A 13015-nucleotide genomic window follows, 5' to 3' on the forward strand; every position below is an offset into this window, starting at 1 on the left:
TCTTCCTTTGCCTTCCTCCATGACCCCCACCGAACGCCCGCCCACGTTGGACCCAATTGCCGTGAGCCGCTGGGAGCGCAGCGCGCCTTTGGCCTCGCCGTGGCTGCATGAGGAAGTGGCGCGCCGCATGATGGACCGCCTGCAGTGGATCAAGCTGCAGCCTCAAACCTGGGTGCATTGGGGCGCGCTGCGCGGCGGGCTGCAGGCCCATGCGCAACTGGCGAAAACCTATCCGGGTGCGACGGCCTTCGTGCTGGAAAACGGGCCGGAGCGCCAACAGCAGGCCATAAAGCACATCGTGGCCCCCTGGTGGAAGCCACGGCGCTGGACCGCAGCCCCGGTGCGCTTCGAAGCGCCGCCGCCCGGCAGCGCCGACATGCTGTGGGCCAATATGGCGCTGCACGAATCGGCCGACCCGCAGGCCTTGCTGGCGCAATGGCACCAGGCGCTCAAGGTCAACGGTTTCCTGATGTTTTCATGCCTGGGCCCCGACACCGCGAAAGAGCTGCGCGAGGTCTACGCGCAACTGGGCTGGCCGCCCGCGGGCCACGAGTTGACCGACATGCACGACTGGGGCGACATGCTGGTGCAGACCGGTTTTGCCGAACCGGTGATGGACATGGAGCGCATCACATTGACTTATGCGACACCGGCGCGACTGCTGCAGGATCTCACCGAGCTGGGCCGCAACTTCCACCCTGGGCGCTTTCCGGCCCTGCGCGGACGGGCCTGGAAGGCGCGGCTTGAAGACGCGCTGGGCCGCCAGCTCGTCAAAGGCGAAGACGGGCGCCTGTCGCTGACCTTCGAAGTCATTTACGGCCACGCGCTGAAGGCGCCGCCCAAGGTCAAGGTCAGCGCGCTCAGCGCGGTGTCGGTGGCCGACATGCGCAGCATGCTGCAGGGCGGGCGGCCCGGCGCTTGAGAACTTGCTTCGGGGCCGGGCCGTTGCGCGGGCGCCCATGGCGCCTGCCGCGAGCGCCGGTTCAGGGGCTTTTTCAGGGGAGCGGCAGGGCAAACCGGCTACAATTCACAACAGAATTTTGGGGATGTTCCCGAGCCTCATGCGGCCCGTGCCCGGCACAGACCGTTGTTTTTTTGGGGGGTTGCCGCATGCTGCAGCCAACGCCAGCGTTTCGTTTTGCCACCCCGCCCGCGCAGGGCACCCACAGCCACGATGCTGTGCTGTGGCTTCTCAAGCGTCACTGTTCACTCACCCCGGCCCAGCTCGGGTGGCTTTACGTGTCGCTGTGCGGCGTTTCGCTGGGCATCGCGGCATTCTTCTGGGCCCAGGGCGCCACCATGGTGATGCCTTTTGCCTGGGCCGAGCTGCTGGCGGTGGGCGCGGCTTTTGTGGTGTATGCCCGCCATGCGGGGGACGGTGAAAAAATCGTCCTCGAAGGCGGGCAGCTGGTGGTGGAACTGGAAACGGCGGGGCGCACCGAGCGGGCGGAGTTCAACCGCGAATGGGTGCGAATCGAGCCCAAGGATGGAGACGGCTCGCTGATCGAAGTGTCGGGGCAGGGACGGTCGGTGCAGGTGGGGCGGCATGTGCGGCCTGAACTGCGGCCGGCCTTGGCCCGCGAGATCCGGATGGCGTTGCGGGGCGGTTGAAGAGGCGCTGAAAGTCTCGCGTCAGTTCAGGTGCGGCGGGGGGACCCGCCGCTAACTTTATAATCAGCCGGTTAATTTGGTCGGTAATTGAAGCAGAAAAAGTGATCACGATGAACGTAAGCAACACCATGAGCAAAATGACACGGCTTGGCATGCAGCATGCAGGCGCAATTCTGGTATCTGCGGCCGCCTGGGTCAGCACCGCCGCTTACGCCGTCAACGACCTGAAGGGCGGACCGGCCGTCAACCAGCTGAACCTGCACCCGGCCGTGACCAAGATCGCCGAAGAGCAGCAATGGCTGCACTGGTTCATGATGGCCATCTGCCTCGTGATCTTCGTGGCGGTGTTCGGGGTGATGTTCTATTCCATCCTGAAGCACCGCAAGTCGGTGGGCCACAAATCAGCCAACTTCCACGAATCCACCGCCGTTGAAATCGCCTGGACCGTCGTTCCCTTCATCATCGTGATCGCCATGGCCCTGCCGGCCACCAAGGTGCTGGTCGCCCAGAAGGACACCACCGCCGCCGACCTCACCATCAAGGCCACCGGCATCCAGTGGAAATGGGGCTATGACTACATCAAGGGCGAAGGCGAAGGCATCGGCTTCGTTTCCACGCTCGACAACACGCACCGCGAAATGTCCGACAACGGCGGCCCCAAGGCCGGCGAAGCGCCTGACAACTACCTGCTCAAGGTCGACAACCCGCTGGTCGTTCCCGTCAACAAGAAAATCCGTATCATCACCACCGCCAGCGACGTGATCCACGCCTTCGCGGTGCCGGCCTTCGGCATCAAGCAGGATGCGATTCCCGGCTTCGTGCGCGACACCTGGTTCCGCGCCGAGCAAGTGGGCGACTACTACGGCCAGTGCCAGGAGCTCTGCGGCAAGGAACACGCCTACATGCCCATCCACGTGAAGGTTGTGTCCGCCGCCGATTACAGCGCCTGGGTCGCCGTCAAGGCCAAGGAAGCCGCCGCCAAGGCCGATGATCCTTCCAAAGTCTGGACGCTGGTCGACCTCAAGGCCCGCGGCGAAAAGGTCTATGCCAATTGCGCAATCTGCCATCTGGCCACCGGCAAGGGCGCCGGTCCGGTCAAGCCCCTGGACGGCTCTCCTGTGGTCCTGGACGCCGACAAGCTCAAGCAGATCGACATCGTGCTGAACGGCAAGGGCGGTCCCGGCGCCATGCCTCCATGGAAGTCGCTCAGTGACACCGACATCGCCGCCGTGATCACTTACACCAAGAATAACTGGTCCAACCAGACCGGCCAGATCGTCCAGCCCGCCGAAGTGCAGGCTGCCCGCAAGTAAGCCGATCCGCCCCCACGACCAGAATTCGCCGGCGCCATATTCATATGTGCGCCGGCCGCCAAGATAAAGCTACAGGCCAAAGCCACCAAAGGAAGCCAAGATGAGTGCAGTTCTAGACCATCACGACCACGCGCATGATGACCACCACGACCACGCCCCAGCGGGCTGGCGCCGTTGGGTCTTCGCGACCAACCATAAAGATATCGGAACGTTGTACCTGCTGTTCAGTTTCTTCATGTTGATGTTCGGCGGCGTGCTGGCCCTGATGATCCGCGCCGAGCTGTTCCAGCCCGGCCTGCAACTGGTCAATCCCGAACTGTTCAACCAGCTCACCACCATGCACGGCCTGATCATGGTGTTCGGCGCCATCATGCCGGCCTTCGTGGGCTTCGCCAACTGGATGATCCCGCTGCAGATCGGCGCGGCAGACATGGCGTTTGCCCGCATGAACAACTTCAGCTTCTGGCTGATGATTCCTGCCGGCCTGATGCTGGGCGGCTCCTTCTTCATGCCCGGTGGCGCCCCCGCCGCGGGCTGGACGCTCTATGCGCCGCTCACGCTGCAGATGGGCCCGTCCATGGACGCCGGTATTTTTGCGATGCACATCCTGGGCGCTTCGTCCATCATGGGCTCGATCAACATCATCGTCACCATCCTGAATATGCGCGCTCCCGGCATGACGCTGATGAAGATGCCGATGTTCTGCTGGACCTGGCTGATCACCGCCTACCTGCTGATCGCCGTGATGCCGGTGCTGGCAGGCGCCATCACCATGACGCTGACCGACCGCCACTTCGGCACCAGCTTCTTCAACCCAGCCGGCGGCGGCGACCCGGTGATGTACCAGCACATCTTCTGGTTCTTCGGCCACCCCGAGGTCTACATCATGATCTTGCCGGCCTTCGGCATCATCAGCCAGATCATTCCCGCCTTCTCGCGCAAGCGCCTGTTCGGCTACGCCTCCATGGTGTACGCCACCGGTTCCATCGCCATCCTGAGCTTCGTCGTGTGGGCGCACCACATGTTCACCACCGGCATGCCGGTCACGGGCCAGCTGTTCTTCATGTATTCCACCATGCTGATCGCCGTGCCCACGGGCGTGAAGGTGTTCAACTGGATCGCCACCATGTGGCGCGGGTCCATGACCTTTGAAACCCCCATGCTTTTCGCGGTAGGTTTCATCTTCGTGTTCACCATCGGCGGCCTGACCGGCGTGATCCTCTCGGTCGCGCCTATCGACACGCAGCTGCAGGACACGTATTACGTCGTGGCCCACTTCCACTACGTGCTGGTGGCCGGCTCGCTCTACGCGCTGTTTGCCGGCTACTACTACTGGTCGCCCAAATGGACCGGCGTCATGTACAACGAAACCCGCGGCAAGATCCACTTCTGGTGGTCGCTGATTTCCTTCAACGTGACCTTCTTCCCGATGCACTTCCTGGGCCTGGCCGGCATGCCGCGCCGCTACGCCGACTACCCCATGCAGTTTGCCGACTTCAACGCCGTGGCCAGCGTGGGCGCCTTCTTCTTCGGCTTCGCACAGGTCTATTTCTTCCTGTTCATCGTGGTGCCCACGATGCGCGGCAAGGGCGCACCGGCCAAACAGAACCCCTGGGTGGACGAAGGCGGCAAGGGCGCCGAAGGCCTGGAGTGGGAAGTCCCATCTCCTGCGCCTTTCCATACCTATGAAACCCCGCCCAAGCTGGATGCCTCGGCAACCCGCGTGATCGGCTGATTGAACCCCATCGGTAACGGCCATGGCGACACCTGAACAAAAGAAGAGCAACCTGAGGCTGGCCCTGATACTGGCCTCGGTCGCGATCGTCTTTTTTCTGGGTTTCATGGCCAAAATGATTTTTCTGGGCCGCTGAGCCAAAACCGGTACCACTGTGATGCGGCTCAAGCGCGAAAACTTCAACATGATGGGCAAGCTGGGCGTGATCGTGCTCGGCATGTTTGCCTTCGGTTACGCGCTGGTGCCCATTTACAAGGCGATCTGCGAGATGACCGGCATCAACGTGCTGGCCCTCTCCGACCGCCAGATTCCCGGGGCGACTTCCAGCCAGCCGGCGAATACCCAGGTGGACTTCAGCCGCACCATCACGGTCGAGTTCGACGCGAACTCGCGCGGTCCCTGGCATTTCAAGCCCGCGAAAAACACGCTGCAGGTACATCCGGGCGAATTGACCACGGTGATGTACGAGTTCCAGAACGTGCAGAACCGGACCATGTCGGCCCAGGCCATTCCCAGCTATGCCCCGGCACAGGCCGGCGCGCATTTCAACAAGCTGGAATGCTTCTGCTTCAGCCAGTACACCCTGGCGCCCGGCGAAAAAAAGCAGTGGCCGGTGGCTTTTGTCATCGACCCGAAGTTGTCGAAGGACGTGAGCACCATCACGCTGTCCTACACTTTCTTTGAGGTCGGCGGCAAGACGCCCGCTGCGCCGGTCACGCCCAAAGCGACGACCGCCGCCGTGGTCCCTGAAAAGCAGGCAGGCGCATGAGCATGGCCGCTGCACCTGCCAAAAAACCCTCCTTCTGGCGCACGGTCAAGGCCGTGGCCTGGTCCTTCGTGGGGCTGCGCGCGCGCGGCGACTACGAAGAAGATGTGAAGAATTTGAATCCCCTCCACATCATTGTGGTCGGGCTGATCGCCGTGGTGGTGTTTGTCACCGTCCTGGTGCTGCTGGCCAAGTGGATGGTCGCGCACTGAGGCCGGGTATCCGCCAGCCCATCACGGTGTGAATCAAGAAATTATTGGAAATTCGAGAGAAAAACAGGAGTCGAGCGATGTCATCAGCAACCCACGGGTCAACCCCCCACTATTTCGTCCCCAGCCCATCGAGCCACCCGGTGATGGCGTCTATCGGCCTGTTTTTTGTCATTCTCGGTGCCAGCCAATGGATCAACGGCCACGAGTGGGGCCAATGGTCGCTGGCTGTCGGCATGGTGTGGTGGCTGGTCACGCTGTTCCGCTGGTTCAGCCAATCCATCGGCGAAAGCGAAAGCGGCATGTACGGCCGCAAGATCGACATGTCCTTCCGCTGGAGCATGAGCTGGTTCATCTTCTCTGAAGTGATGTTCTTCGGCGCCTTCTTCACCGCCCTGTGGTGGGCCCGCGCGCACTCGTTGCCGGCGCTGGGCAGCCTTGAGAACGCGCTGCTCTGGCCGGACTTCAAAGCCGTCTGGCCTTCCATCGTGGCCGGCGCCACGACGTCACCCGCAGACATCGTCGAACCCTTCACGGCCATGAAGCCGCTGGTGATAGGCGGCGGCATCTGGGCCAGCATCATGGGTTCCCTGCCGACGGTCAACACGGCGTTGCTGCTGAGCTCCGGTGTCACCATCACCATCGCCCACCACGCGTTGATCGAGGGCAAGCGTGCCCGCACCATCGGCTTCATGTGGGCCACGGTGATACTCGGCGTGGTCTTCCTGTTCGTGCAGGGCTATGAGTACTTCCATGCATACCATGAGATGAACCTGAAGCTGTCTTCCGGCGTGTACGGTTCGACCTTCTTCCTGCTCACCGGTTTCCACGGTTTCCACGTGTTCGTCGGCATGCTGATGCTGCTGTTCATCACCTTGCGCCTGCAAAAAGGCCACTTCACGCCTGAAAAGCATTTCGGCTTTGAAGGCGCCGCCTGGTATTGGCACTTCGTGGACGTGGTATGGCTGGGCCTGTACATCCTGGTGTACTGGCTGTAAGGCGGAACCAACGGCGGTGAAAGCCGCTCAACCAAAGGCCGCTTGATGCGGCCTTTGTTCTTTTTTGTCAGTGTGAGTGGCGCTTATTTGCCTACCGGGATACCGGTGGGCTGGATATAACCGAGTTTCCAGGCGATCAGAATGCAGATGAACAGCAACACCGAAAACCCGATACGGAACGCCAGTGCGCGCGCCATGTTGCTGGTTTTGCGTTTGCTGCCTTCGGGGTCCTTGCCGCCTTTGAGCATGAAAAAAAGCGCGGAAGCCAGGCTGGCCAAGATGGCGATGAATGCCAGTGCAACGAGGTAAGTCATGAACAGGATTATCGGCGCATGACACCAGCTTTGCACTCCCCGCGCTTCTGGCTGCTGACCGCGGCTGCCGTGCTGGTGGCCGGCACCACGTTTTCGCTGGGCCAGTGGCAGCTGCGCCGCGCCGCGCAAAAGGAGGCGCTGCAGGCCGCCATCGAGTTCAAGGGCCGGCTTCCAGCGCTGGATGCGCAATCCCTGCTCACGGCCAAAAACATCACAGACGACATCCACCGGCCGGCCGTGCTCAAAGGTGTCTGGCGGGCGGAGCACACGGTCTACCTCGACAACCGGCCCATGAGCGGCAAGACCGGTTTCTGGGTGCTCACGCCGCTGGTGCTGGAAGGCACGTCCCAGGCCATCGTGGTGCAGCGCGGCTGGGTGCCGCGCAATTTCGCCGACCGCACCCGCCTGCCCGAGGTGGCGACGCCCGCGGGCACCGTCACGGTGGAGGGCCGCATTGCCCCGCCGCCCTCCAAGCTTTATGAGTTCCAGGGCATAGAGACCGGCCGTATACGGCAAAATCTCGACTTGCCTGCCTACCGGTCGCAAACCGGCTTGCCGCTGCTGGAGGTTTCGCTACTGCAGACCGGCGCCGCGGGCGGCCTGTTGCGCGAATGGGCGCCGCCCAATCTCGGCGTGGACAAGCATTACGGATATGCCTTCCAGTGGTTCGGCCTCTGCGCCCTGGTGTTCATCCTCTATGGCTGGTTTCAGCTGGTTCTTCCCTTTCGTGCCCGTACTTCATCACGCCGCCCAAAAAGCCGCGATCAACTGCCGTGACCACTACGCCTGACACCTCCCCCAAGCCCGCCCCGCAGGACCAGCCCCTGGGCCTGACCGTGCACACCATGCCCGTGCCGGACCAGTCCGCCACGCGCGCGCCGAGCACCGTCGCCGGCCGCTGGAAGATGCTGGCCGTGCTGCTGATATGCGCCTCACCGGTGATCGCCTCCTACTTCACCTACTACGTGGTCCGGCCCGAAGGCCGCCGCAACTTCGGCGAGCTGATCGACCCGCAACGGCCCCTGCCGCCGCTGGCCACGCGCACGCTCGACGGCCGCGCCGGCACGCTGACGGCGCTCAAGGACCAGTGGCTGCTCATCAGCGTGGCCGGCGGCGCCTGCGATGCGCGCTGCGAGCAGAACCTGTATTTCCAGCGGCAGCTGCGCGAGTCGCTGGGCAAGGAAAAAGAACGCCTGGACCGCGTCTGGCTGGTGGCCGACGACGCGCCCGTGCGCGATGCCTTGCTGCCGGCGCTGGCCTCGTCCGCCGTGCTGCGCGTGGCCCCGGCCGAACTCGCGAAGTGGCTGGAGCCCGCCGCGGGCCAGCGCCTGGAAGACCACCTCTACCTGGTCGACCCGATCGGCAACTGGATGATGCGTTTTCCGGCCGACATGGATGCCGCCGCCGCCGCCAAGGCCAAGCGTGACCTGGAGCGGCTGTTAAGAGCCTCCAGCAGCTGGGACAAGGAAGGGCGCTAGACCGGCAAAGCTGGTCTAACTCTTATCTTCACCACGCCATGTCAAGCACCGCACTCAACGACCTGAGCCCCGCCCTGCGCCTGATGATCATGGGCCTGGTGATCGCGCTCGGGCCGCTGGCCTGGGTGTGGGTGCACAACAGGAATGCGCTGTGGGCGCAGCGCCTGCGGGTGCTGACGCTGGTCACGCTGTTTCTCACCTTTGACCTGGTGATCTTCGGCGCCTTCACCCGGCTCACCGATTCGGGCCTGGGTTGCCCCGACTGGCCTGGCTGCTATGGCAGCGTCAGCCCGGTGGGCGCCCAGATGCACATCGAGGCCGCGCAGACCGCCATGCCGACCGGGCCGGTCACGCATTCCAAGGCCTGGATCGAAATGATCCACCGCTACCTGGCCACCGGCGTCGGGGTGCTGATCCTCACGCTCACGGTGGCCAGCTGGCTGGAGCGCAAGCGCATAGCCGTGTCACCCTGGTGGCCCACCGTCACGCTGGTGTGGGTGTGTTTGCAGGGCGCGTTTGGCGCGTTGACCGTCACCATGAAGTTGTTCCCGGCCATCGTCACGCTGCACCTGTTGGGTGGCCTGGTGTTGCTGGCATTGCTGCGGGCGCAGGCTGTGCGGTATGCGCCGGCGCAGGGCGCCAACACGACGATTCTTTCTGCCGGCCTGCGCCTGGCCGTGATCGCGGCCTTCGCCTTGCTCTGGGTGCAGATTGCCCTGGGCGGCTGGGTCAGCACCAATTACGCGGTGCTGGCGTGCACCGACTTTCCGGCTTGCCAGGGCTCGCTGTGGCCGGCCATGGACTTTCGCCAGGGTTTCACGCTGTGGCGCGAACTGGGCGCGGGCCATGACGGCGCCAACATCAGCTTCCAGGCGCTCACCGCTATTCACTATGTGCACCGCCTCGTGGCTTACCTCGTGTTTGCCGTATTCCTGGCGCTGGCCTTTTTCCTGCACCGTGTCCCGGCCTTCCGCGTGTCCGCGCGATGGCTGGCGGGGCTCGTGCTGCTGCAGGCCGTCACGGGCATCAGCAATGCGGTTCTGGGCTGGCCCCTGCTCGCGGCGGTGTCTCACACCGGCGGCGCCGCGGCCCTGGTCATTGTGCTCAGCGGCGTGGTCTTTGCCGGCCGCGGTGCAGCCCCTTCGGCACATGCGTCAAAATCGAATGCCTAGCGACTCCCCATGAACCCCAGCACCCCGTCCACCGCTCCGGCTTCCGCCGCGCCCCATGTTCCGTCGAAGTTCGCGCAGTTCTACGCGCTGACCAAACCGCGCGTGGTGCAGCTCATCGTGTTCTGCGCGCTGATCGGCATGGTGCTGGCCGTTCCTGGCGTGCCCGGCTGGGCCGACGTCAGGCTCGCGCTGGTCGCCTGTGCCGGCATCTGGCTGGTCGCAGGCGCCGCCGCGGCCTTCAATTGCCTGGTCGAGCAGCAGATCGACGCGCGCATGCGCCGCACCGCCTGGCGCCCCACGGCCAAGGGTGAACTCAGCAACCCGCTCACGCTGTCCTTTTCAGCGGGGCTGTGCGCGCTGGGCTCCTGGATCCTGTATGTGTGGGTGAACCCGCTGACCATGTGGCTGACCTTTGCCACCTTCATCGGTTACGCGGTGGTCTACACCGTGATCCTCAAGCCCATGACGCCGCAGAACATCGTGATTGGCGGTGCTTCGGGCGCCATGCCGCCGGTGCTGGGCTGGGCCGCGATGACGGGCTCGGTCGGCCCCGAGGCGCTGATTCTTTTCCTGATCATCTTCCTGTGGACGCCGCCGCATTTTTGGGCGCTGGCGCTCTACCGCGTCGAGGACTACCGCAAGTCCGGCCTTCCCATGCTGCCCGTCACCCACGGCAACGAGTTCACGCGCCTGCAGGTGTTTTTGTACACGCTGGTGCTGTTTCCCGCCTGCCTGATGCCCTTCATCTTCAAGATGAGCGGCTGGCTCTACCTGGTGGCCGCCGTGGCGCTGAGCATCGGTTTCAGCTGGTACGGCTGGCGCCTGTGGCGCAATTATTCCGATGCGCTGGCGCGCAAGACTTTCCGTTTTTCGCTGATCCATCTTTCGGTCTTGTTCGCGGCCCTGCTGCTGGACCACTACCTTGTCTGATACCGGATACCGCATGAAAACCCCAAGCACCTTGCCCACGCGCCGCAGCGCCGTCAAAACCCTGGCTGGCGCCGCGGCGCTTGCCGCCACGGCCGGCCTGCTGGCCGCCTGCGCGCCCGACAAGCCGCAGTTCAAAAGCATAGACCTGACAGGCGCCGACTACGCCCAGGGCTTCACGCTGGCCGACCACAACGGCCAGGTGCGCACGCTGAAGGATTTCCCCGGCAAGGTGGTGGTGGTGTTCTTCGGTTTCACGCAGTGCCCGGACGTCTGCCCGACCTCCATGGCCGAACTGGCCCAGGTCAAAAAACTGCTGGGTACCGACGGCGACAAGCTGCAGGCCATCTTCATCACCGTTGACCCCGAGCGCGACACGCCCGAATTGCTCAAAGCCTATATGGGCAATTTCGACCCGGCTTTTCTGGCGCTGCGGCCCACCATGGCCCAGCTGCCCGAGGTCGCCAAGGACTTCAAGGTTTACTACAAAAAGGTCGACGGCAAGACCCCCGGCAGCTACACCATGGACCACTCCGCGGGCAGCTACATCTTCGACGGCAAGGGCCGCATACGCCTGTACAACCGCTACGGCAGCGGCGCGGAAGCGCTGGCGTCAGATATCCGCCTGCTGCTGAAGAACGCCTGAACGATCTGAGCGGCCGGGTTAAAAGTTCACTGTCTTGATGGACTTGCGCGTATTGGCCGGCATCTCTCGCAGGGACTTGAGCATATAGGCCAGGTGCAGCGCGGCATCCGGCTGCGCGCCGCACTGCGCGTCCGGCACCATGGCAATCGCCACATGCAGTTTCAGGTGCGAGCCCACCGGCAGCAAGTCGGAGGGTTGTAGCGCGCGCGCCGCAAGTTGCGTGGCCGCGGCCACGGCCTGAGCGGCGGTCACCGGCCCCTCGATCAGCAAGGCAAATTCACTGTCGCCGACGCGCGCCGCGATGTCGATGTCGCGCGCCAGCTTGCGCAGGCAGGAGCCCGTCAGCACCAGCGCGTAGTCGGCGATCTGCCGCCCGTGCTCCTTGGCGAACCAGCCGTGGTTGGAAAGATCGATCATCAGCAGTGCGCTGCGGTGCCGGTAGCGGCTGGAGCGCAACAGCGCCTCCTGCAGCCGCGCCTCGAAGGTGTGCAGGTTGCTCAGGCCGGTCAGCGGCTCGGTCTGCGCCAGCGCAGCGGCGCGCGCCCGGGCTTCGCGGCGCTGGGCGGCCCGCTGCAGCAGGCCGTAAAACAGCAGCGGCGCCTCTAGCGCCGCACCCAGCGTGAGACCGTATTGCGTGAGGAAGCTGATGGGAATCAGGCCGAGGTTGCGCAGGAGGGGGAACGGCACCATCAACGCCATCGGCACAAAGCCCAGCGCGATCCAGCGCATGGTGGGGTCGCCGCTTCGCCACGCCATGAAGACCATCACGCAGATCAGCGCCATGGCCACGATGATGACGGCCGTGACGGCGAGGAAGCCCGCGCGTGTCGGGAACAAGATATCCAGTGCGCCCAGCACCGCCAGTACGATGACCAGCTTGAGCGACAGCTGGTCCAGCACGACCGAGAACTGCCGCGGCCGGGTCACCACGCGGGCAAACCAGATGCCGCTGCAGGCCGCCAGCACCGGTAGCAGGAAGGCCGACAAGTCGTTCCAGACCGCCGAGTCCGGCCAGAGGTATTGCCCGCCTATGCCCAGCAACGCGGCCTGCGCCCCGGCCAGCGCGGTGATGTACACGGCGTAGGCGGTGAAGCTCCTGTCCCTGAAGGCCACGGCATTGGCGGCCGCCACCAGAGCCATCAGCAGCGCGAGGCCGAAATAGGCGCCCAGCAGAAATTGCTCCTGCATGCGCTGCGCCAGCAAGGCGGGGTGCTTGTAAATAAACAGAGGCGCAGAAAACGGCCTGCGCGCATGTTCGATGCGTATGAAGTAGGTGACCGGCCGGGTTTGTTCGCTGTCCAGGTCGAAAACCGGGAAGCGGTCGGGGCGCGGCCATTGGCTCACCGGGATTTTGTCACCGGCCGTTTGTTCGACCCAGTTTCCGGCGACGTCACGGTAGTGCAGGCTCACGCGGTCTACACCCGCGCTGCTGACCTCCAGCGCCCAGCGCTGTGATAGGTCCGGCTGCATGGCGTTAAAGCGCAGCCACATCACCTGGCCGTCCAGCATGACGGTATGGCCGGCCGGGCGCATCGCGAACGGCAGGTCGTACTCCCAGGCCTCCACCTGCTCCAGCACGGCCTGGCCGGTCGCATCGATCCAGAACTGGCTGTGTTCAGCCAGGGGAATCTGGCCGTCGGGCGCGTTGAGCTGGAGTACCGGCAGCCGCGCGTCGGCGCCGTGCTGCGCCCATCCCGGCGTGACGCAAGCCAGCAGGCACGCCGCCAGCGCTCCCCTGATGCCGTTGCCGCAGAGAAGGGCGCGCACGAAGCGCTGAAAGCGTCCGGGCTTGCCGGTGAGCGCGTGAAAGATCCGCACGAATTCATTGTGCGGCCGTGCGTGGACA

15 protein-coding genes are annotated in these 13015 nt (G+C 64.1%); 13 read left to right on the forward strand and 2 right to left on the reverse strand.

From position 1 onward, the window contains the following. The first annotated feature begins 19 nt into the window (after nucleotides 1-19). The 8 genes from AC1D1F_RS02970 to AC1D1F_RS03005 all read left to right on the forward strand — a co-directional run bounded on the left by AC1D1F_RS02970 (nucleotide 20) and on the right by AC1D1F_RS03005 (nucleotide 6632). Nucleotides 20-922: a methyltransferase domain-containing protein gene (locus AC1D1F_RS02970; RefSeq protein ID WP_477675959.1), complete on the forward strand. Its 903-nt coding sequence runs from the start codon at nucleotides 20-22 to the stop codon at nucleotides 920-922. 188 nt (nucleotides 923-1110) lie between these two features. After that, nucleotides 1111-1611 carry a DUF2244 domain-containing protein gene (locus AC1D1F_RS02975; RefSeq protein WP_477653152.1) on the forward strand — a complete coding sequence of 167 codons (501 nt, stop codon included), beginning with the start codon at nucleotides 1111-1113 and terminating at the stop codon, nucleotides 1609-1611. Nucleotides 1612-1748: 137 nt separating this feature from the next. Then, entirely contained in the window at nucleotides 1749-2924 is a 1176-nt protein-coding gene (coxB, locus tag AC1D1F_RS02980; RefSeq protein WP_477675971.1) for a cytochrome c oxidase subunit II, read from the forward strand. Nucleotides 2925-3024: 100 nt separating this feature from the next. Further along, nucleotides 3025-4659, forward strand: coding sequence for a cytochrome c oxidase subunit I (gene ctaD, locus AC1D1F_RS02985; protein WP_477675960.1), 1635 nt, complete (start codon nucleotides 3025-3027; stop codon nucleotides 4657-4659). Between the two features lie 22 nt (nucleotides 4660-4681). Beyond that, on the forward strand, nucleotides 4682-4795 hold the full coding sequence (locus AC1D1F_RS02990) for a cytochrome oxidase small assembly protein (protein ID WP_477675961.1): 114 nt from the start codon (nucleotides 4682-4684) through the stop codon (nucleotides 4793-4795). Between the two features lie 21 nt (nucleotides 4796-4816). Next, on the forward strand, nucleotides 4817-5428 hold the full coding sequence (locus tag AC1D1F_RS02995) for a cytochrome c oxidase assembly protein (protein WP_477675962.1): 612 nt from the start codon (nucleotides 4817-4819) through the stop codon (nucleotides 5426-5428). Continuing rightward, nucleotides 5425-5637, forward strand: coding sequence for a DUF2970 domain-containing protein (locus AC1D1F_RS03000; protein WP_477675963.1), 213 nt, complete (start codon nucleotides 5425-5427; stop codon nucleotides 5635-5637). Before AC1D1F_RS02995 ends, AC1D1F_RS03000 begins: the two co-directional genes overlap by 4 nt. 77 nt (nucleotides 5638-5714) lie before the next feature. Continuing rightward, nucleotides 5715-6632, forward strand: a complete 918-nt coding sequence (locus AC1D1F_RS03005; protein WP_477675964.1) for a cytochrome c oxidase subunit 3 — start codon at nucleotides 5715-5717, stop codon at nucleotides 6630-6632. Between the two features lie 83 nt (nucleotides 6633-6715). Here AC1D1F_RS03005 and AC1D1F_RS03010 read toward each other — a convergent pair whose 3' ends face one another. Next, on the reverse strand, nucleotides 6716-6946 hold the full coding sequence (locus AC1D1F_RS03010; protein WP_477675965.1) for a twin transmembrane helix small protein: 231 nt from the start codon (nucleotides 6944-6946) through the stop codon (nucleotides 6716-6718). An 18-nt stretch (nucleotides 6947-6964) separates the two neighbouring features. On the opposite strand from AC1D1F_RS03010, the gene AC1D1F_RS03015 reads away from it, so the two are divergent. The 5 genes from AC1D1F_RS03015 to AC1D1F_RS03035 all read left to right on the forward strand — a co-directional run bounded on the left by AC1D1F_RS03015 (nucleotide 6965) and on the right by AC1D1F_RS03035 (nucleotide 11169). Beyond that, nucleotides 6965-7723, forward strand: coding sequence for an SURF1 family protein (locus AC1D1F_RS03015; protein WP_477675966.1), 759 nt, complete (start codon nucleotides 6965-6967; stop codon nucleotides 7721-7723). Between the two features lie 68 nt (nucleotides 7724-7791). Beyond that, nucleotides 7792-8424 carry a hypothetical protein gene (locus AC1D1F_RS03020; RefSeq protein ID WP_477675972.1) on the forward strand — a complete coding sequence of 211 codons (633 nt, stop codon included), beginning with the start codon at nucleotides 7792-7794 and terminating at the stop codon, nucleotides 8422-8424. Between the two features lie 38 nt (nucleotides 8425-8462). Continuing rightward, entirely contained in the window at nucleotides 8463-9596 is a 1134-nt protein-coding gene (locus tag AC1D1F_RS03025; RefSeq protein WP_477675967.1) for a COX15/CtaA family protein, read from the forward strand. 9 nt (nucleotides 9597-9605) lie between these two features. Continuing rightward, a complete protein-coding gene (gene cyoE / locus AC1D1F_RS03030) occupies nucleotides 9606-10526 on the forward strand; it encodes a heme o synthase (RefSeq protein ID WP_477675968.1) in 921 nt (306 codons plus the stop codon). A 13-nt stretch (nucleotides 10527-10539) separates the two neighbouring features. Then, nucleotides 10540-11169, forward strand: a complete 630-nt coding sequence (locus tag AC1D1F_RS03035) for an SCO family protein (protein WP_477675969.1) — start codon at nucleotides 10540-10542, stop codon at nucleotides 11167-11169. Between the two features lie 18 nt (nucleotides 11170-11187). On the opposite strand, the gene AC1D1F_RS03040 is transcribed toward AC1D1F_RS03035, so the two are convergent. Continuing rightward, nucleotides 11188-12987: a 7TM diverse intracellular signaling domain-containing protein gene (locus tag AC1D1F_RS03040; RefSeq protein WP_477695946.1), complete on the reverse strand. Its 1800-nt coding sequence runs from the start codon at nucleotides 12985-12987 to the stop codon at nucleotides 11188-11190. Nucleotides 12988-13015 lie beyond the last annotated feature (28 nt).

It is taken from the genome of Polaromonas sp. P1_H6 (assembly GCF_056405195.1).